This window comes from Butyrivibrio hungatei DSM 14810 (assembly GCF_900143205.1).
GTDB lineage: Bacteria > Bacillota > Clostridia > Lachnospirales > Lachnospiraceae > Butyrivibrio > Butyrivibrio hungatei.
Genome location: NZ_FRDH01000008.1, coordinates 133,179 through 153,320 on the forward strand (window position 1 = coordinate 133,179; position 20,142 = coordinate 153,320).

The following is a 20,142-nucleotide window of genomic DNA, read 5'->3' on the forward strand; positions in this document are numbered from 1 at the left end:
AAATGGAAATGAGGCAGCTTTTATTCTGCCTCATCCAAAATGCATTATCAAATCCGAATAAAAATTATTTATCTGAAAGTGCTGTCTTAAGAAGCTCTACAGCCTCGCCAACAGTTGTGATGTTTTCTGTCTTCTCAGGATCAATCTGAACGTCAAACTCATCTTCAAGACCCATGATGATCTGGAAAAGATCAAGTGAATCAGCACCAAGATCCTCAGTAAATGTTGTCTCCATTGTGATCTCCTCAGGATCAACATTTAAAACATTTGCAATAACTTCTTTCATCTTTTCGAATTCCATAATAATCGACCTCTCTTACTGTCAAAAATATAATAAAAATATAATCAATGCCTTAGTTTTCTTGCGAAATCTTTGCACTAATTTTCTCGCTGATTTTTTGCTCAGTGAAGGTTACGCACTGAAGAATTGAATTCTTGACCTCAACTGCGTTAGCACTTCCGTGAGTCTTAACTACAAGACCTTTTAGTCCCAGCATAGGGGCTCCGCCGTACTGATCCATGCTATAGTTTGAAAGTGACTTTTTGAGATCATCCTTAATAAGAAGTGCACCAATCTTGGTCTTGAGACTACTCATAAGACTCTTCTTGATAACATGCATAAGTGACTTGGCAACGCCCTCGTACATCTTGAGAATAACGTTACCAGTGAAAGCCTCGCATACGATAACGTCCGCGAAACCAGCTGGAATATCTCTAGCCTCGATGCTTCCAATAAAGTTAATATCCGGACAATTTTTAAGAAGCGGGAATGTCTCCTTAACAAGAGCGTTACCCTTCTCTTCCTCAGCACCAATGTTGACGATAGCAACTGTTGGATTCTTGATGCCCATGATATTCTCCATGTATACAGTTCCCATCTTGGCAAACTGAACAAGATGATTGGATCTGGCATCAACATTTGCGCCGCAATCTATAAGTAGTGAGCTTCCCTTCTCCGTAGGAATAAGTGGAGCAAGTGGTGCTCTGTCTACACCCTTTAATCTGCCTACGATAACCTGTCCACCTACAAGTGTAGCGCCGGTACTACCAGCTGAAACATAAGCATCTGCCTCACCATGATTGACCATGTACATAGCCTTAACGATGGATGAGTCTTTCTTTTTTCTGATGGCCATTACTGGTGGCTCAGCCATCTCTATAACCTCAGTAGCATCAACAATCTCGATTTTTTCCTTGTCATACTGATATGCTGAGAGTTCCTTCTCAACAACTTCCTTCTGACCAACAAGGAAAACCTTAAGATTAGCTGACTCACTGACAGCATCAACAGCTCCTTTTACTGTGACAAATGGAGCATTGTCTCCACCCATTGCATCAACAGCAACTCTTACAAGCTCTGACATGTACGCATCCCCCTGTCTGATTTTTGACTTATTCTAATATACTAGGTTAAAAACCAAAAATCAATAGAATAAAAAAGCAATATTTGGGGGATTTTAAGCATAACAAAAGGCTCTCCGAATCAAATCGGAAAGCCTTATAAATCGGAACATATAAGGTGAAACAAAAACTAATTAAGCCTCAACTTCTACAATGCTCTTCTTGTTATAATAGCCGCACTTCTTGCATGCCATATGTGGCTGCATAAGAGCTCCACAATGACTGCACTTAACAAGAGTTGGAGCTGTCATTTTCCAGTTAGCTCTTCTCTGGTCTCTGTGGCCTTTTGATGACTTATTCTTTGGGCAGATTGACATTTGAGTAACACCTCCTTACAGTAACCGTATAAGAAACTGCCTATGTTTTAAGGCAATTGTTTACGTTTATTCATTAGCATACCTATGTAGTATACCCATGAGACTACTATTTGTCAACAGTTTTTTTATTGACCAATTTTAAGATTGTCTTCAAGAACATTTACCTTGCTTGCAAAAAATGAAAACTCACCGCTATCAAGGAGATTTCCACTATCATCAGTGACTCTGATATCAAATACAAGAATATGTTTGCCGGTCTTTAGCTTCATGCACTCACAATAAATATATTCTGTATTAACTGCAGGCAAAAGAAAATTAAGATTGGCAGAAACTGTTGTCACATATCTTCCACTCATACTTCCTGTTGCCCCGGCCATGGCATCTACAAATGAAAGAAGTGCTCCGCCGTGGATACTTCCATAGCTGTTGTGAAGCCTCTCATCGCATTTGATCCTGGACTTACTATAGGTACTACTAAGTTCAAGGATCTCAAAACCAATAAACTGGTTGTACTTGTTGCCATAAAGCTCAGCTATAAGCTTTTCTCTAATGGCATTTTCTTTTTCATTTCTTGCTTTTCTCATTACTAAATTAACTCCAATTAAAGATTAATTATTTCTTTTATATAATCCGCGAGAACTTTGCTGGCTTCAAGATGTGCTTGCGCTCCAGGATGCATATGTGCGCCAAAGGTTCTCATTGTGGTATTTGGAAGCTGGAAGAAAGATACGTTGTTATCTCCGCTCTTTTCTCTATATTTGTTAATTGCCTCTGTAAGTGTCAGATTAAGATTGCTTCCAAGCATTCCGTAAGCCCAGATAATATGAGCATGATGATTATGTTTTCTAAGCATCTCAAGGAAAGAAATTGCTGCATTGACAACCTTAAGCTCATCTTCTCTATTATAAGAACCATCTTCATTCTTGCGCTGCTTGAACGTAGCTCCAAGCTCTTCAATATAAAGAGGCGGCTGTTCAAAGGCTGAAGCATCATTTGTTCCAAGGTTAACTACGATAACATCAGGCTGCCAGCTGTCAAAATCGTAAGGATCCTGTGTTCCAAGAGCCTCATTAGAAGGTCCCATAGCAAGGCCACAAACCTTTTCATATATTGAAGGAATGTTATGTCTTACATCATTATCCCAGCCGCAGAAAACTCCCCAGCCTCCCTGAGAAACAATGTGGTAGTCAGCATTTAAGGCCTTAGCTGTCATTGTAGCATAGTTGACAGAAGCGCTCATGTACATTGCAAGCCAGTCTACATCAGTGACTGCTCCGTAGCTGCCCTCGCCAGATGTGATACTGTCTCCGATAAATTCAATCTTAAGATCATACTTAGGAACTTCCATAAACTCGCCGTCAAGTCTAAAGCCCTTAACAAGCACCTTGCACTTGTCATCCTCGCTCATGGCCTGAAGTTCTCTATAGAATCTAACTCTTTTAGGAGTATCAGGATTCATATTTCTAAAAAGACAAATGCTGTGCTCTCCAGCAAGGACCATCTGTCTACCCATGAAAGCGCCGTTGAGCTCATAGGCAACCCATGGTTCATGGAAATCATTGTCAGTTTCAAAATCGATCCAAAGATCAGAACCTGTAACAACAACCTCTACTGCGCTACCATTGAACAAAAGAGGAAGCGGATCTCTCACCTTTCCTAGTCTTCCAAAAATATTGATATTCTCAACTTCACTGATAGGTACAAATCTTAATTCTGCCATGTTAGCCCCCTTGTTGTTTAGTATAAGTACCTCTTATCATCTGTTGCAATTCTGAGAGTATTTCTTTGGAGAAATGCCCACAGACTTGGTGAATGACTTAAGGAAATTGCTGTAATCACTAAATCCGCATCTTTCGCAGACTTCACTGACACCAATACCTTCTGCTAAAAGAGATTTAGCAATAGAAATTCTCCTGGCAGTCATATACTTATTGATTGTAGTACCAGTTGCAGACTTAAACAATCTGCAAATGTAAGATTCGCTGATAAAGAACTGCTTGGAAAGATCCCCTATACTGATCGGATACTGAATATTATTGTTAAGATATGAAAGTATGGCATCGACCTGATCATTATAGGTAGAAACCTTGTTAGGCACATTATCACTAAGCTTATTATTGATGATCTGGTTGATCATAACAAAAAGCTCAGTAAAAGTAGCCTTTTCAAGCAGATCATGGCCATAATCATTACTTGAAAGGATCTTATTTACAAAATAAAGAAATCTACTCTGCTGTTCAGAAGTAAGACTTATCTTGTGGGAAAACTCCTCCGTTCTTTTTTGGAAACACGCATCAAGATTGGTCTCATTAGACGATATACTCCGCATAAAGTCAGGGTCTATCATGATGACGATCCTCTCGTGAAGTTCTTGATCTATCTGAGTCAGATAATGGGAATCATACTGATTGATCAGGAAAAGATCTCCTGGCGCAATATCATAGATCTTATTATCGATAAGAAACTGTTTGCCTCCGGAAATTGAAAAATAGACTTCATAGCAGTCATGGATATGCATCTCCATGGCCTTCTCATCCTTATACAAGTGGGCAATACTGAAATACTTATTTTCAATACTTGCCGCCATAGCGTCCTTGCACGAATTTAGTTCTCTCATTACTACCTCTTTATTTCAATATAATCTAAAATATAATACCATTATGTTATAGTAATGCTTCACTATTTTCAAGTTTTTTATATTATTCGTGCGCTTTTTAAGAAAATATAAGAATTGAACAATTATTTACATATTAAGAATAATTTCATATCATTTTAACGTCACTTTCACTTTTATCCGTTAAAATAAAAGCGAAGTTTATAAATTAGTCAAATATTAAAGGTGATACCATGAATTATTCAGAATTCATAAAATCTATCCCAATGCCCGCCTGCATCTTAAGTATTGAAAAAAAACAAGATAACAACATGGGTGATATTCGAATTGCTTATGCAAACGATATATACAAAGCCAACAATCCTCCCCACTATTATGATGGTATCATTTATAGTGAGCTTGTTCCAAAGGAAAGAAATTTTGAAACCTTCTCCTATATTTCCGCGTTTGAGCATAAACAAATGCATGCTTATGTTGAAATTGTCAGCATGGGTATATGGATGGAGCAATTCTATACTCCCCTTGTCTCAGATAATGAAAATATTGGCTTTTGCATGTTTTCGTATTCATTCACTGAAAACGCAACACCTGAAAAATTAGGAAATGTAAATATAAGTACTGCTAATTCTGTTTTAAAAAGTTGTGCTCTTTTTAGAACGTCTAACAGTTTTAAAGAAGCAGCTGATTCTGTAATAGAAGAACTAGCTCAAAAAAGTGGTGCTCTTTCAGCCATACTTCTAAGCGTCGATGAAGAAACTAAAACTGTATCCTACATAAGTGGAAAAAACATCGGCCGAAATGATGAAGAAGCTAAGAAACTGATTAGTGCTATTCCATATGAAGTAGTAATGTCATGGAAAAAAACTGTATCAGGTACAAATTGTCTTGTAATTCAAAATGAAGCTGACATGGAAGAATTATCAAAAAGAAATAAAGATTGGGCCGATTCCCTAAAAGGAGCAAATGTAAATTCGCTATGTTTTGTTCCTCTTTATCACAACAAATATCCAATTGGTTATCTCTATGTAGTAAATTTTGATACTAATAGAACTCCAGAAGTGAAAGAGTTAATTGAACTTACTTCATTTTTTTTGGCGGCAGAACTTAACAGCCATAATCTCATGGAAAAATTAGAATTTGTTAGTAAAACAGATATGCTAACAGGTGTATTTAATAGAAACGCGATGAACCTCAGAGTTGATGATTTTGTTGCAGATAAAGAGCTCTCCTCTAAACCATTTGGAGTAGCATTTGTAGATCTAAACGGATTAAAAAGAAGGAATGATGACTATGGTCATGAAGCAGGTGACCACATGCTATGGGCTACAGCTCAAGCCCTAAAAGAAGTGTTTTCAAAGGACGAGATATACCGAGCAGGTGGTGATGAATTCAGTGTTATTTGTCATAATAATTCAGAAAAAGATTTTAACGATAAGATAAATAGTATAAAAGAAAAAACCACCTATCCATCAGACATCCCTTGTGCAATAGGTAAATACTATACGCCAACTGGTGGAGACATCAGACTAGCTATGCATTATGCAGATGTCGAGATGTACAAAAATAAAGAGCAGTTTTATAAAGAGCACCCCGAATTAAAGGCAAGAAAATAAAAAGTCAATCGCATCAAAATGATGCGATTGACTTTTATCAGTTTAAAAGATTATTTGCAAAGAGCAACTGTATCACGTGCAATTGCAAGCTCTTCATTTGTAGGAACAACTAAAAGAGTAACCTTACTATCTGGAGTAGAGATTGTCTTCTCCTCGCCGCGAACCTTGTTGGCCTCTACATCGATCTTGGCACCAATGAATCCAAGTCTATCACAGATGAGCTTACGAACAAATCCGCTGTTCTCACCAACACCAGCAGTGAAGCAGATAGCATCAACGCCGCCCATAGCAGCTGTATATGAGCCAATGTACTTAACTACTCTGTATACAAAAGCATCAACTGCTCTTCTTGCTCCAGCATGTCCGTTATTGTAACCTTCCTCCAGATCTCTGAAATCAGATGAAAGATCATCAGAAAGACCAAATACACCAGACTTCTTGTTAAGAAGGTTAGTAACATCAGCAACTGTAGAATTCTCTTTCTTCATGATGAACTCTACTACTGAAGGATCGATATCACCTGATCTTGTTCCCATGATAAGACCCTCAAGTGGAGTAAGTCCCATTGATGTATCTACGCACTTACCACCGTCAACAGCTGAAATTGAAGCTCCATTTCCAAGGTGACAAACGATGAGTTTAAGATCCTTCGCATCTTTTCCAAGGAGTTCAACAGCTCTCTTAGAAACATATGAATGGCTTGTTCCGTGGAAGCCGTATCTTCTGATGCCGTACTTTTCATAGTATGAATATGGAAGTCCGTAAAGATATGCATCCTGAGGCATTGTCTGATGGAATGCTGTATCAAATACTGCAACCATAGGAACACCAGGCATAACCTTCTGGCAAGCTCTGATACCAATGAGGTTTGCTGGATTATGAAGTGGTGCAAGATCTGAAACCTCTTCAATGGCCTTAATAACCTCTTCTGTGATAACAACAGACTTTGTGAACTTCTCGCCGCCATGAACGATACGATGTCCAACAGCACCGATCTCTGAAAGTGAAGAAACAACGCCATTGTCCTTGTTAGTAAGAGCTTCGATAACGAGCTCAATTGCTTTATTATGGTCTGGCATAGGAGTAACTACTGTAACTTTATCCTTGCCTGCAGGTGTATAACTGATCTGGCTTCCGTCAATTCCGATTCTCTCGCATAATCCCTTGCAGATTACCTGCTCTGAGTCTGAATCAATAAGCTGGAACTTCAGTGATGAACTACCACAATTGATAACCAAAATTTTCATTTTAAAGATTCTCCTAATTAAAATAAAATCTAATATATATTTACTAATATATTTTACCAAGGTATTATTTTATAACAAGGAAAAAGTTGCACAAAAATTGTATTTTATTGAAAGTGCTTACATTCAGATGAAAACTGTAGCTGTAATTGCAGAATTTAATCCGTTTCACAACGGTCACAAATACATATTGGAAAAAGCCAAAAAGGAAACTAATGCAGATAATCTCCTTGTAATAATGAGTGGTGATTTCGTTCAACGAGGCGCCCCTGCATTTTTAGACAAGTTTTCTAGAACTAATGCTGCTCTTAATTCAGGAGCAGATCTGATTTTGGAACTTCCAATTTATTATAGTCTTGGTAGCGCTGAGTATTTTGCTCAGGGCGCTGTTTCTATACTTGATAGACTAGGTATCGTAAATGATCTTTTTTTCGGAAGTGAATGTGACGACATATCTCTCCTGTCAGACATCGCAGATATTCTCGCAAATGAGCCTGCTGATTTTAAATACATGCTAAAGGACAAGTTAAGAAGCGGAGACAGTTTTGCCCTTGCCCGTGAGAAAGCTGTATTACAGGCACTTCACACAGATGATCCCAGGGTAAAAGATATTCTATCAAGCCCAAATAATATTCTTGCTCTTGAATATCTAAAGGCACTTAAAAAGCTAAATAGTTCAATAAAGCCTCACTCCATAAAGCGTTTAGGCTCTGATTATAATTCAAAAGAACTGTCTGATATGCCAAGCGCAACCGCTATCCGTTCATATCTTGCAGAGAATAATAAAATAGTTCAAGACGAATTAAAGAAGATGGTTCCCGTAAGCTCTTTTGACAGTATAATAGATTACGATGGGCAATTCGGAAATACAGAAAACTTCACAAATCTCTTGTATTACAAGCTTTTTCAATCCAGAGAAAAAGGGCTTTTGGAATATCTTGATATAAACGAAGAATTATCAAACAAGATATTAGATGCGTCAGAGACTCTCATGTCCTTTGATGAGCTCTGCATCAAATGTAAGTCCAAGAATATGGCCTATTCAAGAATATCAAGAAGTCTTATGCACATCATACTTGATATGAAGGCCTCAAATATGGATGAATACAAAGCCGATGGTTATACAGGCTACGCTCGTATCCTTGGCATGAAAAAAGAAGTATCTCCTTGCATAAAAGAGATAAAAAATATAGGAAACATCAAGATCTTTACTCAATTAAAAGAAGCCCCTGACCAACTTTCTGATTTGGAGATGAGGCTGCTTAACGAAACTCTTTTTGCAAATAAGTTATACAGCCTTGAATTCAAAGGCAAAAACATAAACGAATATAGACTTCAACCGACAATTCTTTGATTGAAGTCTATTTTTATACGTGATAACATTATTATATATGCTTTTATACACACTTGGAGGAAAAAATGGGACTTGAGAAGATAGAAAAAGGCACTATCATACACAAGGCAGGCGAGGATACCGTAGGTACCATCGAGATCCTTGTAAAAGGAAGTATCAGAATATACGATCAATTCTCTTCCATTACCATGAGTGTCGGAAGCTTTATTGGAATTGTTGAATCACCCGGTAAAAAATATATTTACTCTTACGAAGCACTTGAAGATTCTGCAGTTTATTCATATCCATTTGATGCCTTAACAGACATTCCACCTATCGTAAGATCTAATCCTAAGATTGCTCCTATATTGGCAGCTCAGTCTGTTGCTACTGCTTCTAAATGCTGCGACGTATACGAAAAAGAATATGATGATGCTCTTTCTGAATACGAGAAGATCATCGCTGATTATGCTGACTACCCTAGCCTTTGCATCAAAGTCGGCGAAACACCAATGATCTTTAATGAGATTGATGAGATCATTCCACCCGAAAAATCAGAAAAGATCGGTGAGTGGGCCTTTCCTTACATCAGAAGCTTAAAAGAAAATGAGGCAATCCTCAAAAAGTCATTATATTCGATCAATATCGACATCGCAGCTGGTATCGTAATGTCTACATTTTATATCTACGACAACATATCAAGGGAAAACCAACTACTTGGCGAATATAGAAAAGCACTAAAAAAGAAAACTGCCAACTTTACTGCAAATATGAAGATGATAAATGCTAAGCTCTCCGATATGGAAAAGAATGCAGATGGAGGCTCAAGCGTTGTGACAGTTGTTAACGCACTTAGCACTATCCTTGCTTATTCCGGCGTATCACCCGAAATTGCAGCCAAATTCGAAGAACAGATAAATCAGTTCAAGCATAGTAGTAACAGATATGATTCTGAGGACGAGGCAAGAGCCCTTAGACGAAATCTTGGAAATACCTTCTATGAAGTATTTACACCTGCTTTCATAAAAAGTCTTAGTGATGACAACTATCCTATGGAAGTTAAGATGTTCTTCATGTTCGGCTTTGTAGATGAAGAACTTGCAGGTGAAAAGAACACTCAGATTCTTTACAATATGGCAAAAGCCTACATGCCTGATCCAGAAGGCAATGTAGTCACATTATATGAATGGCTCAAAAAGATCTATAATCTCGAGGTTGAGCCTTCCAGAAATGAATTTGACCAGGACTGGGAAAGTTATCTTCGTGAACAGAAAGCAACCGGTAACTTAAAGCAGCCTCAGATTGATGCCATGGTCAATGACCCAAAGAGCAGACTTGATTTTGAGATCCACAACCTCTTCTCTTTAGGTAACAGAATGACCTTTGGTAGAATTTCTTCTTTCGTTCCTGTATTTGACGAGATGAACGTATTAAGACCTCTTGATATGGCTTATCTTACCTACAGCAAGATCAATGAATATTTTGCTAAGATCAGAGCTGTTGATTATGGTGTATTTTGCAGACAGGCTGTTTATTCAAACCCTGAGATTGGTGTTACACAGCTCTTTTACGCAGAAGATATCACACCATACATGATCCTGATGCCAAACGTTGGTAGCAGAGCTTCTCTTTGGCAGGAAATTGAAGGCAAAAAACGTAGTACAAAAGCAAGAATGCTGGTTTCAATATTCAACACCGAAAATACAGAAGAATGTATGATAAGACTTTTTGGCGAATTCAGATGGGAAATGTGCAAGACTGAACAGGGTGTTCACTGGAACGACGTAACTGATCCATCTCTTACTTCCATGTACTGTGACTATCTGCAGTTCTTCAAAAAGAACTCAGCTCTTTCTACAGAAAATAAGGAAAAGTTGAAAACTGACCTTAAGAAATATTCTAACAACTATAAGAACGTGTTTATTGCTGATTATCTTGCTTACGTCAAGTTCGAAGCAAACGGTTCACCAAGGCTAAATAAGGTAGCAAGAGAGATTCTCTTCACCTTCTGCCCTTTTGCAAAGGAGCTTAGAGAAAAAGTCTCAGACAACCCTCAGTACACTGAGCTGATAAATCACTATCAGGCTCATATAGGTAATATTGCAAAGCCTGTTATGAACATGGCAAGTAAGCTTAAACGTGATGGAATCGAGGTTCCAGAACAGATCACAAAACAGTTAGAACATCTAAGCAAATAAAAAAGGCGGCCAATTGGCCGCCTAAATTATTCTATAAAATTAGTTGAGCTTCTCAGCGTTCTCAAAAAGATGTGTAACATCATCCTTTGTAAGACCACCTGTTGTAAGGCTCATTACATATCCATTGTCTACAAGGCAACATACTCTCTCGTAGTAATCAATTCCCTGGATTTTAGCTGAAATAAGAAGTGATGAATGCTCCTCGCCCATGAACTGAACCTTGTCGACCTCAGTTGTGACATCCTCAAATCCCTGCTGTGTAAGAAGATCTACAACTGAACCAGCTGAAGCATTAAGAACTGTCTCTTCATCAACAAGAGTTGTAACAAGTGAACCAACTGACTGAAGTGCTACATTGAATGACTTAAGCATTGTATCATCTGTTGCATAAGCAACGATCATAACCTTACCCTCGTCAACGTACTTCTTGATAGTATCATTTGTGAAATCGCCAGCTGCGTTATTAAGATCTGCAACTGCCTGCTCATCAGCAAAAGACATATCGCTATCGATGTTGAACTTAAGATTGAAGTTCTCATTGATATAAGCCTGTCCATCAACATAACCAGCAGCCTCATCAGCTGTAACTTCTGTAGCTTCCTCAGATGAAGCCTCGCTTGCAGCCTCTACAGCCTCTTCAACTGAAGCTTCTGAAGATGCCTCATCAGCGCTATCCTCTTTGATCTCAAAAGAAGCCTCTGAAGACTCTTCGCCAGCCTTTAAAGGTCCCTTATCTGTGTCTGTTTTTCCACATGCTACGCTAGAAGCCATGATCATCATAGCAAGCATAGCTACTAAAAATTTCTTCTTCATAAAACTCTCCTCTTATAAAATATGGAATAATTATCCTGCTTTTCGCACAAGCTATATTACCAAAAATAAGGGGATAAATCAAACTTTATCTATCTAGATACTCTTTCTGAGCCTTTTCTATACACTCACGAGATGATACTGCAACATCAGGAGTGGTATCTTCCAAAGTAGCCTGAATAAAAGGCTTATTGTCTATTGCAAACTTAACAATGGACGAATAATCAAGTTCTCCAAGTCCACATCCCATACTTACAACACCTTCGTCTGTAAGAATACAGTCCTTAAGGTGGATCATGCAGATATCTTTGCCAAGAAGCTCATGAGCTTCTTCAAAGACTTCGTACTTTCTGTCGTAGTTGTCAGTCCAGAGAAGATTTACAGGATCATAGATGATCTGAAGGTTTGGTGAACCAATTCTATCAAGAACCTCTCTAGCTCTTGCTGGAGTATGTACGATATGTCTGTAGACAGGCTCGATCGCCACAATAACACCCATCTTCTCAGCATATTCTACAACTGGTCTAAGATTAGTGATAAAAGTATCCAGAGCCTCTTTAGAATGACAAGCTTCTTTATCATAGTGATAGTCAACGTTTGGAGCACCTGTTTCTGTTCCAACCATGCCACATCCCATAAGTGCTGCAAAACGGATGTGAGCCATGTACTTCTCCTGAGTCTTTTTAAGCTCTTCCTGATCAGGTGTTGCAAGATTTAAATAGCAGCCAAGAACTGCCACATCAAGATCTGCCTTTCTAAAAGAATCCCTAAGATACATAGCATATCCGGGAGTAAGTGCTGAAGGCTCAGCTGTAAAGCCAGGAACCTTGGAAAGAGCTATATGAACACAGGAAAATCCCTGCTTTTTTATCTCCTTAAGTCTCTCTTCAAAAGGAAGTTCAACTGTATCATGAAATCTGATACCAATCTGCATCATAATCTATATCCTCCAAAAATCGTTCATTAATCGTCATGAAGAGTATAGCCCAGTTCATAATTCAAAAATAGTTACTATATTTACATCAATATCGATTATCTTTACATGTTACTTATTATTTATAAAGTAACTCCTCGTTTCCAGATAGCCATATCGTGGAAACCGGCAATTTCGCTTTTTAGCTTTTCACCGGAAGCTGTTCTAAGAATTTTGTTGTAAAGTTCGTCTGTTAATTCATCGAAGGTTTTTCCTTCAAGGATCTGTCCTGCTCTAAAATCGATCCATTTACTCTTTTTATCTGCGATCATGTTATTGCTTGCAATTTTCATGGTAGGAACGGGACATGCAAATGGAGTTCCTCTTCCTGTCGTGAAAAGAACTATCTGTGCTCCTGAAGATGCAAGAGCTGTGGCTGCACAAAGATCATTTCCCGGAGCGCATAAAAGATTTAAACCTCTTTCATTGGTCTTTTCTCCATACTTTAAAACCTTCATGACAGGATAATCTCCAGATTTCTGAGTACATCCAAGAGACTTATCTTCAAGTGTCGTAATTCCACCTGCCTTATTTCCTGGAGATGGGTTCTCATAGATAGGTTCTCCCTGCTTGGTAAAATACTCTTTAAACCCGTTTATCATATCCACAGTGTCATTAAATGTAGCTTCATCCTTGCATCTGTTCATGAGGATAGTCTCAGCACCAAACATCTCAGGCACTTCTGTAAGAATAGATGTACCACCATTTTCAATGATCCTGTCAGAGATTCTTCCTACAAGAGGATTAGCTGTTATACCAGAAAATCCATCACTTCCTCCGCACTTAAGACCAATTATCAGATTAGATGCACTGACTGTCTCTCTTTCATCTTTTGATGCAACATCTATGATCTCTTTTAATAGTTCAAGACCTTCACTCATCTCATCATCAGATTCCTGGCAAACAAGGAACTTAACCCTTGATCCATCAACATCACCAATGTAAGGTTTCAATACATCAATATTGCTGTTCTCACAGCCAAGTCCCAAAACCAGCACTCCGCCAGCGTTTGGATGATTGACCAGGTCTGAAAGGATAGTCCTTGTGTGTTCCTGATCATCTCCTGTCTGGGAGCATCCATAGTTGTGAGTAAAAGCAACAACTTCATCAACACTACCCTTAACATAGGTATTTGCTATCTTAGCAAGGGCTGTTGCAATATTGTTTACACAGCCAACTGTAGGTATGATCCAGATCTCATTCCTGATACCAACCTTACCACTTGCTCTAACGAAGCCTTCAAAGGTACTTTCCTTTGACCCCATACGAGTGATCTTTTTTGAAATATCCTCCGTATCAGGCTCATATCTATATTCTAAGATTCCATCAAGATTAGTCTTGATATCATGAGTATGAACCCAGCTTCCAGTCTTAATGTCATTTGTAGCATGTCCAATCGCATAGCCATATTTGATGACATTCTCATTTTCTGAAATGTCCCTAATTGCAACCTTGTGGCCAGCATTAACATCTTCTAAAAGAGTAATTTCCTCCCCGGATGAAAGTGAGATTTTTTCTCCCTTAGTCATAGGTTCAAGACAAACTACAACATTATCCTCTGGATGTATCTGTAAAAATCTACTCATAATTCCAAGCCTTTCTCATAATTGATGTAAGCGTTTACATTAAAATCATATATTCATTAAATCCTAGAGTCAACAAATTTTTACTATTGTAAAGAGAAAATGGCTTTTGTATAATTTAGGGGACAAAACATGAAAATGCTTACATTTTTGTAAAGCCAAATAAAATCAATATTGTTGGAGGGTTCATAATGAAGAAATTTATGGATGCAGATTTTCTTCTGCAGTCAGATGCAGCTAAGACAATCTATCACAACTACGCTGAGAATATGCCTATTCTCGACTATCACTGCCACATCAGTCCAAAGGAAATTGCTGAGGACAGACACTTTGAAACCATCACCCAGGTATGGCTTGGCGGCGATCACTATAAGTGGCGTCTCATGCGTGCATTTGGTGTTGATGAAAAGTACATCACAGGCGATGCTTCTGACAAGGACAAGTTCCTTATGTTTGCTAAGTGCCTTGGTAAGGCTGTTGGTAACCCACTCTATCACTGGGCACACCTCGAACTTCGCAAGTACTTTAACTACGACGGAGTTTTAAACGAAAAAACTGCTGAAGAAGTTTATGATCTTTGCAACAAAGTTCTTCAGGCTCCTGATATGGGTGCAAGAAAGCTCATCAAAATGTCAGACGTAACACTTATCTGCACAACTGATGACCCTATCGACACACTTGAGTGGCATGACAAGATCAAGGCTGACACATCTTTCGATGTTAAGGTTCTTCCAGCTTGGAGACCTGATAAGGCAATGAACATCACAAAGCCTGACTTTGTAGATTATATTGGTAAACTATCAGAAGTTAGCGGTGTTAAGATCTCTTCTTTCAAGGATCTTAAGGAAGCCCTCAAGGTTCGTCTTGATTACTTTGGATCAAAGGGCTGCAACGTAACAGACCATGCTCTTGAGTACGTTATGTACCGCCCTGCTACTGATGATGAGATCGAAGCCATCTTTGCCAAGAGGATCAAAGGTGAAACTGTTTCTTATGAAGAAAGCCTTAAATTCCAGACAGCATTCATGCTCTTTGAAGGCGGCGAGATTGCTAAGCGTGACTGGGTAATGCAGCTTCACTTTGGTTGCAAGCGTGATAATAACACAGCTATGTATGAAAAGCTTGGACCTGACACAGGATATGATACAATAGGAGCATACTATCCTATGGGTGAGCTTGCAGACTTCCTTGATGCTCTTCAGAAAACAGGAAGCCTTCCAAAGACTATTCTTTATAGCCTTAACCCTAACGATAACAAGATCATCAATACAACACTTAATGCATTCAACGAAGGTCCAGCAGTTGCCAAGATCCAGCAGGGAAGCGCTTGGTGGTTCAATGATACCAAGCTTGGTATGCAGGAACAGCTTCAGTGCGTAGCTGAATCAGGTAATCTCTCAGGTTTCGTAGGAATGCTTACAGACTCAAGAAGCTTCACATCTTATACAAGACATGACTACTTCCGCAGAATCCTCTGCAACTACCTCGGAAGTCTTGTAGAAAACGGCGAATTCCCAGAGTCTGAAATCGACACACTTGGTAAGATCGCTGCTGATATTTCATACAACAACGCAGTAAGATATTTCAAATTTCCTTTAGAGGTTAGATAAAATTTTATGAGTAACCAGATGACTATTTATGACATTTCCAAAAAGGCAGGGGTTTCTATCGCTACTGTTTCAAGAGTCTTAAACGGAAGCGCCAATGTAAAGCCCAGGACCCGCAAAAAGGTAATGGATATCATAGAACAATATGGCTATAAGCCAAATGCATTTGCAAGAGGACTTGGTCTTAACTCAATGAAGACCATTGGAATCCTCTGCGCCGATGCATCGGACCTTTATTTAGCCAAAGCTATCTACTATATAGAGCAGAGCCTTCGTGAAAACGGCTACCACTCTGTTCTATGCTGTACAGGCTATGAGATGGAATCAAGAAAAGAGTCCTTGAATCTCCTGTTATCACAGCACGTAGATAGCGTAGTCATGGTTGGTTCACACTTTATCATGAATAATCCAGAGGACAACCAATACGTCAATGATGCTGCTGCATCTGTACCTATCATGCTCCTTAATGCTGATTACGATTGTCCAAATGTTTACTGCACTCTCTGTGATGACTACAAAGCCACACAAGATGCAACTGAGAAGCTCATAGCCGCAGGATGCAAAAAGATATTATATCTTTATAACAGTAACTCCTACAGCGGACTAAAAAAACTTGCCGGTTTCCAAAATGCTCTTTTAACAAAAGACATTCCACTCAAAAAGGAAATGCTGCAGTGCTTCCATGGAAATCACGAAGACATCGATGGAGTAAAGAACTTCCTAAATGATCTTCATAACAAAAAAGGCATAGAGTTCGACGCTATCGTAACTAGCGAAGATTTCCTTGCTGTTGGTGCCATGAAATATGCTCGTGCCAACAAGATAAGTGTTCCAAAAAGCCTTCAGATCGTAGGCTACAATAACTCAATCCTGGCTCACTGTTCTGAGCCGGCCATCTCTTCCATAGATAACCGCTTAGAAGATATGTGCTTGCAGCTTGTCAAAACACTTATCGGAGTTCTCACCTCTACCGAAACTCCACAGAAGACCATCTTCTCTGGTGAACTCATAGAGCGTGGTTCAACAAAACTGTAATGGCAATCCTCCTTGGCTTAAAGCCTTGGGGGATTTTTTATGCCTTTTCCGCAATAAATTTTGGGTTTGCCCTCGTCAAAAAAATGAAACTTTTCTAAATGCTCATTTCATGAGCATAAGAAAATGTCATTTTTTTGAAAATCGTTCAAACCCCAAAATTCATAGCTTGAAATGGCATTAAAAATCCCTCCGAAGCCGATAGGCTAAGGAGGGTTAGTATTATATGTTATGTATCAAGCATTATGAGTTAGAGATAATGCCACCGCCAAGGACAATGTCATCATCATAAAGGACTGCTGATTGGCCAGGTGTAGCTGCACGCTGTGGCTCATCAAATACAACTAACGCACCACCATCAGAAGTTGGTGTAACAGTGCATGGCTGCTCTTTGTGACGATAACGGATCTTGGCAAGACATCTAAATTCTGAAGTTGGTTTATCTCCTGTTATCCAGTGGAAGTCTCTAATAGTGAGTTCACGTTTAAAGAGATCTTCATTATCACCTAATATTACCTGATTGTTTGTAACATCTAATTTAGTGACATAGAGTCGCTTCTCTGCCGGAATACCGAGACCGCGGCGCTGACCGATGGTGTAGCCGATGATGCCGTCATGGGTTCCAAGGACGTTCCCGTCACGGTCTACAAAATTACCCTTTGGATAATCTTTTCCGCGGTAGCGTTTGATCATGCCAGCATAATCGCCGTCAGGTACAAAACAGATGTCCTGGCTTTCTTTTTTGTGGGAAGTAACAAATCCCTGAGAATCTGCAATCTCTCTAACTTCATCCTTGGTATATTCGCCAAGAGGGAAAGCTGTGTGTGCAAGCTGCTCCTCCGTAAGATCATATAGAACGTAGCTCTGATCCTTGGCAAGGTTCTTAGCTTTCAGAAGATAAAAGTGTCCGCCCCGTTCTTCTATCCTTGCATAGTGACCTGTCACGATCACGTCGTAGCCCATTTCCCTTCCCTTTTGATAAAGAGTATCAAACTTAAGATATTTGTTACATCTGATACATGGATTTGGCGTCTCCCCCATCTCATAGCTACAAACAAAGGGTTCAATGACCTTATCTCTAAACTCTGCCTCATAGTGATAGATATTGTAATCTATACCGATCTTGTCGCAGACAGATCTGGCATCCTGTGTATCATTAAGACTGCAGCAGGTTCCAAAAAGATCCTCGCCTATCATATCATTTTCATATAGACGCATGGTACATCCCATGCAATCATACCCCTTGCTTGTCATGAGATAAGCTGCTACGCTGCTATCAACTCCGCCGCTCATGGCAATAAGCGCTTTTTTCTTTTCACTCATCAATTTAATCCTTTATCTTGACTTCCTTTAAAGAGCCGTAAATCGTATCCATATCAATATTAGCTCTTATGGTATCTGCTAGTATATCATATTGAGACTCTTTAAACTCAGAATATGACAATAAACTTATACTCTTTTTGCCAAGAATCTTCAAGATGTCCGCCGCAATTCCGCCTTCATCAAAGATTCCGTGAACATAAGAGGCGTACACATTGGCGCCGTTACTTATGACTACATCTTTAATACCGCTCTGTCCCATGTGTATCTCGTATCCCTTATATTTTTTGTCCTTGATACTTTCAAATAATCCCTTAGGAAAAGAGATACTGCCATCCCTTTGAACAGTTGTCTTTACAGAGCTCATCTTTGTATCAATATCAAGAAGCCCCATTCCCCTTATTTGTGTCAAAAGACCTGATTCCACCTTGTCTTCATCTGAAATAGAATTACCAAGCATCTGAAGACCGCCGCAGATACCAAAGACAGGCTTTGTCTTAGAAAATCTTATTATCTCTCTTTCAAGACCTGATTCTCTGATATATTTAAGGTCCTCTATAGTATTCTTGCTGCCTGGCAGGATGATCATGTCAGGATCACCAAGTTCGTAGACGCTATCTACGTACCTGACAGTTACACCCTCCTGCATCTCAAAAGCTCCAAGATCAGTAAAATTCGATATTCTAGGATATCTTATAACCGCAATATCTATAACGCCATCTAAAGCTCTTTTATTATCAAATCGCGAAGTCAGAGAATCCTCATCATCAACCTTGATATTCATGTAGGGAATAACGCCTACAGTCTCAATACCAAGCTTATCTGTAATATAATCAATGCCGCTATCAAGTAGAGACTTGTCTCCCCTGAACTTGTTAATGATAAGCCCAGTAATCCTAGCCTTCTCTGAAGCTTCAAGCAGTTCAACAGTTCCATAGAGCTGAGCAAAAACGCCGCCTCTATCGATATCGCCAACTAAGAGGACCGAGCTATCAACTAGCTCTGCCATTCCCATATTTACAATATCATTTTCTCTAAGGTTGATCTCAGCCGGACTCCCAGCGCCTTCTATAACAATGATATCAGCATCCTCTGAAAGTTTACGAAAGGCATTTAATATATCAGGAATTAAAGTCTTTTTGTAAGCAAAATAGTCTCTGGCCTTCATATTGCCACGGGCTACGCCGTTTACAATAACCTGAGAGCCCACATCACTTGATGGCTTTAATAAGATCGGATTCATATAAACAGATGGCTTAACTCCTGCGCATTCAGCCTGCATAACCTGAGCTCTTCCAATTTCAAGCCCTTCCTCAGTGATATAAGAGTTAAGTGCCATATTCTGGGACTTGAAAGGAACTGCCCTATATCCATCCTGTCTAAAAATCCTGCAAAGTCCTGCAACTAAAAGACTCTTTCCAGCACCAGACATTGTGCCCTGAACCATAATAACCTTTGCCATATTCTTCACCTCAAAAATGCCCTTATACAATTAAGTATAAGGGCATACGCATACATATTGCTACTACTAACTTAGTCAAGCTCAGATGTGCAGTGAGGGCATCTTGTTGCTTCAATATTGATCTCGCTCTTACAACGTGGGCAGATCTTGGTTGTTGCAGGTGCCTCTGCCTTTTCCTTAGCAAGCTTATTGCTGAGCTTGTTCATGAACTTAACGATAAAGAAGATCACAAGAGCCATCAGGATAAAGTTGATGACAACTGTAATAAAAGTTCCATAGTTAATTGTTGCAGCTCCTGCTTCCTTGGCAGCTTCAAGTGTTGCATACTCTGAACCATCAAGACTTACAAACATGTTGTTAAAGTCGATTCCGCCTGTAAGAAGGCTGATAACTGGCATGATAATATCATCTACAAGTGATGAGATAATCTTCTGGAATGCACCGCCGATGATAACACCAACAGCCATATCCAGCACGTTACCACGCATTATAAACTCACGAAATTCCCCAGCAAGGCCTTTTCCCTTGCCTGCTACTTCTTTAACCTTTTCTGTCATACCTGCTCTCCCTATACTGAAATAAAATTTTACGTTCTTTAGAAATTATAGCACAATAACCTCAAAATAGGGGCAAAT

Annotated in this window: 18 protein-coding genes; 5 read left to right on the top strand and 13 right to left on the bottom strand. The window is 39.2% G+C overall.

The genetic code is table 11. The features are described from left to right. Positions 1-64: 64 nt before the first annotated feature. The 6 genes from acpP to BUA02_RS10785 all read right to left on the bottom strand — a co-directional run bounded on the left by acpP (position 65) and on the right by BUA02_RS10785 (position 4,335). Complete coding sequence (gene acpP, locus BUA02_RS10760) at positions 65-301, bottom strand: acyl carrier protein (RefSeq protein WP_072703906.1); 237 nt, start codon at positions 299-301, stop codon at positions 65-67. Between the two features lie 52 nt (positions 302-353). Next, positions 354-1,364 (bottom strand): phosphate acyltransferase PlsX, encoded by a 1,011-nt coding sequence (gene plsX / locus BUA02_RS10765; protein ID WP_072703909.1) that lies wholly within the window; start codon positions 1,362-1,364, stop codon positions 354-356. 171 nt (positions 1,365-1,535) lie between these two features. Further along, positions 1,536-1,718: a 50S ribosomal protein L32 gene (gene rpmF, locus BUA02_RS10770; RefSeq protein WP_071175982.1), complete on the bottom strand. Its 183-nt coding sequence runs from the start codon at positions 1,716-1,718 to the stop codon at positions 1,536-1,538. A gap of 125 nt (positions 1,719-1,843) precedes the next feature. Further along, positions 1,844-2,302, bottom strand: a complete 459-nt coding sequence (locus BUA02_RS10775; RefSeq protein ID WP_072703912.1) for a PaaI family thioesterase — start codon at positions 2,300-2,302, stop codon at positions 1,844-1,846. A gap of 17 nt (positions 2,303-2,319) precedes the next feature. Beyond that, the gene (locus BUA02_RS10780) at positions 2,320-3,438 is read right to left on the bottom strand and encodes an SGNH/GDSL hydrolase family protein (RefSeq protein ID WP_072703915.1); all 1,119 of its coding nucleotides are present in this window, start codon (positions 3,436-3,438) and stop codon (positions 2,320-2,322) included. 36 nt (positions 3,439-3,474) lie between these two features. Beyond that, on the bottom strand, positions 3,475-4,335 hold the full coding sequence (locus BUA02_RS10785) for an AraC family transcriptional regulator (protein WP_072703917.1): 861 nt from the start codon (positions 4,333-4,335) through the stop codon (positions 3,475-3,477). A gap of 230 nt (positions 4,336-4,565) precedes the next feature. Here BUA02_RS10785 and BUA02_RS10790 point away from each other — a divergent pair, with 230 nt between their 5' ends. Then, positions 4,566-5,945, top strand: a complete 1,380-nt coding sequence (locus BUA02_RS10790) for a sensor domain-containing diguanylate cyclase (protein ID WP_072703920.1) — start codon at positions 4,566-4,568, stop codon at positions 5,943-5,945. A gap of 50 nt (positions 5,946-5,995) precedes the next feature. Here BUA02_RS10790 and BUA02_RS10795 read toward each other — a convergent pair whose 3' ends face one another. Beyond that, positions 5,996-7,192 (bottom strand): acetate/propionate family kinase, encoded by a 1,197-nt coding sequence (locus BUA02_RS10795; protein WP_071175978.1) that lies wholly within the window; start codon positions 7,190-7,192, stop codon positions 5,996-5,998. Positions 7,193-7,319: 127 nt separating this feature from the next. Here BUA02_RS10795 and BUA02_RS10800 point away from each other — a divergent pair, with 127 nt between their 5' ends. Then, positions 7,320-8,543, top strand: coding sequence for a nucleotidyltransferase (locus tag BUA02_RS10800; RefSeq protein WP_072704019.1), 1,224 nt, complete (start codon positions 7,320-7,322; stop codon positions 8,541-8,543). Between the two features lie 65 nt (positions 8,544-8,608). Then, positions 8,609-10,720 (top strand): cyclic nucleotide-binding domain-containing protein, encoded by a 2,112-nt coding sequence (locus tag BUA02_RS10805; RefSeq protein ID WP_072703923.1) that lies wholly within the window; start codon positions 8,609-8,611, stop codon positions 10,718-10,720. 39 nt (positions 10,721-10,759) lie between these two features. On the opposite strand, the gene BUA02_RS10810 is transcribed toward BUA02_RS10805, so the two are convergent. From BUA02_RS10810 to BUA02_RS10820, 3 genes are all read right to left on the bottom strand, one after another. Continuing rightward, positions 10,760-11,533, bottom strand: coding sequence for a hypothetical protein (locus BUA02_RS10810; RefSeq protein ID WP_072703925.1), 774 nt, complete (start codon positions 11,531-11,533; stop codon positions 10,760-10,762). A gap of 85 nt (positions 11,534-11,618) precedes the next feature. Next, positions 11,619-12,467 carry a sugar phosphate isomerase/epimerase family protein gene (locus BUA02_RS10815; RefSeq protein WP_330393341.1) on the bottom strand — a complete coding sequence of 283 codons (849 nt, stop codon included), beginning with the start codon at positions 12,465-12,467 and terminating at the stop codon, positions 11,619-11,621. A 119-nt stretch (positions 12,468-12,586) separates the two neighbouring features. Continuing rightward, positions 12,587-14,089, bottom strand: a complete 1,503-nt coding sequence (locus BUA02_RS10820) for a UxaA family hydrolase (protein ID WP_072703928.1) — start codon at positions 14,087-14,089, stop codon at positions 12,587-12,589. A gap of 188 nt (positions 14,090-14,277) precedes the next feature. On the opposite strand from BUA02_RS10820, the gene uxaC reads away from it, so the two are divergent. Further along, a complete protein-coding gene (gene uxaC / locus BUA02_RS10825) occupies positions 14,278-15,696 on the top strand; it encodes a glucuronate isomerase (RefSeq protein WP_072703931.1) in 1,419 nt (472 codons plus the stop codon). A gap of 6 nt (positions 15,697-15,702) precedes the next feature. Continuing rightward, on the top strand, positions 15,703-16,728 hold the full coding sequence (locus BUA02_RS10830) for a LacI family DNA-binding transcriptional regulator (protein ID WP_242946499.1): 1,026 nt from the start codon (positions 15,703-15,705) through the stop codon (positions 16,726-16,728). A 240-nt stretch (positions 16,729-16,968) separates the two neighbouring features. Here BUA02_RS10830 and mnmA read toward each other — a convergent pair whose 3' ends face one another. The 3 genes from mnmA to mscL all read right to left on the bottom strand — a co-directional run bounded on the left by mnmA (position 16,969) and on the right by mscL (position 20,064). After that, a complete protein-coding gene (gene mnmA / locus BUA02_RS10835) occupies positions 16,969-18,048 on the bottom strand; it encodes a tRNA 2-thiouridine(34) synthase MnmA (RefSeq protein ID WP_072703934.1) in 1,080 nt (359 codons plus the stop codon). A gap of 4 nt (positions 18,049-18,052) precedes the next feature. Beyond that, positions 18,053-19,507, bottom strand: a complete 1,455-nt coding sequence (locus BUA02_RS10840; protein ID WP_072703937.1) for a cobyric acid synthase — start codon at positions 19,505-19,507, stop codon at positions 18,053-18,055. A 71-nt stretch (positions 19,508-19,578) separates the two neighbouring features. Next, on the bottom strand, positions 19,579-20,064 hold the full coding sequence (mscL, locus tag BUA02_RS10845) for a large conductance mechanosensitive channel protein MscL (RefSeq protein ID WP_072703939.1): 486 nt from the start codon (positions 20,062-20,064) through the stop codon (positions 19,579-19,581). Positions 20,065-20,142 lie beyond the last annotated feature (78 nt).

What these genes read in the sequence shown, in the direction of transcription:
- acpP (WP_072703906.1), bottom strand. Translation starts at nt 301, where the DNA reads ATGGAATTCGAAAAGATGAAAGAAGTTATTGCAAATGTTTTAAATGTT.
- plsX (WP_072703909.1), bottom strand. Translation starts at nt 1,364, where the DNA reads ATGTCAGAGCTTGTAAGAGTTGCTGTTGATGCAATGGGTGGAGACAAT.
- rpmF (WP_071175982.1), bottom strand. Translation starts at nt 1,718, where the DNA reads ATGTCAATCTGCCCAAAGAATAAGTCATCAAAAGGCCACAGAGACCAG.
- BUA02_RS10775 (WP_072703912.1), bottom strand. Translation starts at nt 2,302, where the DNA reads ATGAGAAAAGCAAGAAATGAAAAAGAAAATGCCATTAGAGAAAAGCTT.
- BUA02_RS10780 (WP_072703915.1), bottom strand. Translation starts at nt 3,438, where the DNA reads ATGGCAGAATTAAGATTTGTACCTATCAGTGAAGTTGAGAATATCAAT.
- BUA02_RS10785 (WP_072703917.1), bottom strand. Translation starts at nt 4,335, where the DNA reads ATGAGAGAACTAAATTCGTGCAAGGACGCTATGGCGGCAAGTATTGAA.
- BUA02_RS10790 (WP_072703920.1), top strand. Translation starts at nt 4,566, where the DNA reads ATGAATTATTCAGAATTCATAAAATCTATCCCAATGCCCGCCTGCATC.
- BUA02_RS10795 (WP_071175978.1), bottom strand. Translation starts at nt 7,192, where the DNA reads ATGAAAATTTTGGTTATCAATTGTGGTAGTTCATCACTGAAGTTCCAG.
- BUA02_RS10800 (WP_072704019.1), top strand. Translation starts at nt 7,320, where the DNA reads ATGAAAACTGTAGCTGTAATTGCAGAATTTAATCCGTTTCACAACGGT.
- BUA02_RS10805 (WP_072703923.1), top strand. Translation starts at nt 8,609, where the DNA reads ATGGGACTTGAGAAGATAGAAAAAGGCACTATCATACACAAGGCAGGC.
- BUA02_RS10810 (WP_072703925.1), bottom strand. Translation starts at nt 11,533, where the DNA reads ATGAAGAAGAAATTTTTAGTAGCTATGCTTGCTATGATGATCATGGCT.
- BUA02_RS10815 (WP_330393341.1), bottom strand. Translation starts at nt 12,467, where the DNA reads ATGATGCAGATTGGTATCAGATTTCATGATACAGTTGAACTTCCTTTT.
- BUA02_RS10820 (WP_072703928.1), bottom strand. Translation starts at nt 14,089, where the DNA reads ATGAGTAGATTTTTACAGATACATCCAGAGGATAATGTTGTAGTTTGT.
- uxaC (WP_072703931.1), top strand. Translation starts at nt 14,278, where the DNA reads ATGAAGAAATTTATGGATGCAGATTTTCTTCTGCAGTCAGATGCAGCT.
- BUA02_RS10830 (WP_242946499.1), top strand. Translation starts at nt 15,703, where the DNA reads ATGAGTAACCAGATGACTATTTATGACATTTCCAAAAAGGCAGGGGTT.
- mnmA (WP_072703934.1), bottom strand. Translation starts at nt 18,048, where the DNA reads ATGAGTGAAAAGAAAAAAGCGCTTATTGCCATGAGCGGCGGAGTTGAT.
- BUA02_RS10840 (WP_072703937.1), bottom strand. Translation starts at nt 19,507, where the DNA reads ATGGCAAAGGTTATTATGGTTCAGGGCACAATGTCTGGTGCTGGAAAG.
- mscL (WP_072703939.1), bottom strand. Translation starts at nt 20,064, where the DNA reads ATGACAGAAAAGGTTAAAGAAGTAGCAGGCAAGGGAAAAGGCCTTGCT.